The sequence below is a fragment of the Pseudoxanthomonas japonensis genome, from assembly GCF_010093445.1.
Taxonomy (GTDB): domain Bacteria; phylum Pseudomonadota; class Gammaproteobacteria; order Xanthomonadales; family Xanthomonadaceae; genus Pseudoxanthomonas_A; species Pseudoxanthomonas_A japonensis.
Genome location: NZ_PDWW01000056.1, coordinates 1 through 1182 on the forward strand (window position 1 = coordinate 1; position 1182 = coordinate 1182).

The window sequence follows — 1182 nt, forward strand, 5'->3', positions numbered from 1 at the left end:
TTGCTGCATGGAACAACCGTACGACCGCTTTCAAGCTGACCCTGATCTGCTGCCTTTCCACCGTTGGCATCCTCGTGCCTTCGGTGGCGTACCTCGCGCAGCTGCGAGAGCAACTGGCCGTGAATCGAACCGAGCTCGCGAGCATGCCCGCGCTGGAGGAACTGCTGGGCGTGGTCAGCGCACTCAACCTGCGTCGTGGTGGCGATGCACGGACGACCGACGTGCAGGCCGACATCACCGCCCTGTACGAAAAAGCGGGCGCATCCGCCGCCGCCCAGCCCCATCTGAATGACAGTCACGCCAGCATCGAGAAGCTGGCCCGGGAGTGGCGCACCCTGCGCGACCTCGCCCACGATGACCCGTCGATCGCCGAACATGTCGAACAAGCCCTGCAGGCGGTCGAGACGCTCGGTGACGAGAGCCTGCTGGTCTACACACCGCACCCCGAGAGTTACCACCTGATGCTGGGCACGAGCCAGTCGCTCCCGCGGGCCGCCAGCGCACTGGCCGACGTACTGGGCGACATCCATCGCCGTGGTCCCGGCGTGGCCGATGCGCATCGGGAAGTCCTGCTCGACATCTTCCATCAGGAACTGGGCGGCTACGTGCGGGAGATGGACAAGGCCCTGTCGTTGACGGGCACTGCGACGCCTGCCCTGCGCTCCGCCCACAGCGCGGTCAAGGACGCCTACGCCGGCGACGATGCCCAGGCGGATCCGGCGGCGCTCGCTGCGCTTGCAGCAAGACTCGCCGCCATCGAAGACGCCGCGCTCGCCGAACTGGAGTCCCAGTCGTCTGCGCACCTGCGCGCGGCGCGCGCGAAGATGTACGTCGGGGCGGCCATGGTGGCGCTGATCCTGGCGCTCGTCGTGGGCGCGTCCTGGTACACGGTGCGCGCGATCACCCGCGGCATCCGCCATGCCGCCAAGGTGGCAAGCCGGATCTCGTCCGGGGATCTCGACACGCCCATCCCATCGCGCTATCGCGACGAGGTGGGCCAGCTTCTGATGAGCATGCGCGACATGCAGTCCACCGTCCATCGCGTGGTCGCCTCCCAGCGCGAGATGGCGGCGAAGCATGAAGAGGGCACCATCAGCTTCCGATGCGACGACAGCGCGTTTCCCGGCGGCTTCGGCGAGATGGTGCGCGGTACCAACGAACTGGTGGCATCGCACATCCACG

1 protein-coding gene is annotated in these 1182 nt (G+C 67.4%); it reads left to right on the top strand.

What is annotated here, in order from left to right:
* Nucleotides 1-119: 119 nt before the first annotated feature.
* A partial coding sequence (locus CSC78_RS18720; RefSeq protein WP_162339382.1) for a HAMP domain-containing protein occupies nucleotides 120-1182 on the top strand: 1063 nt, incomplete at its 3' end.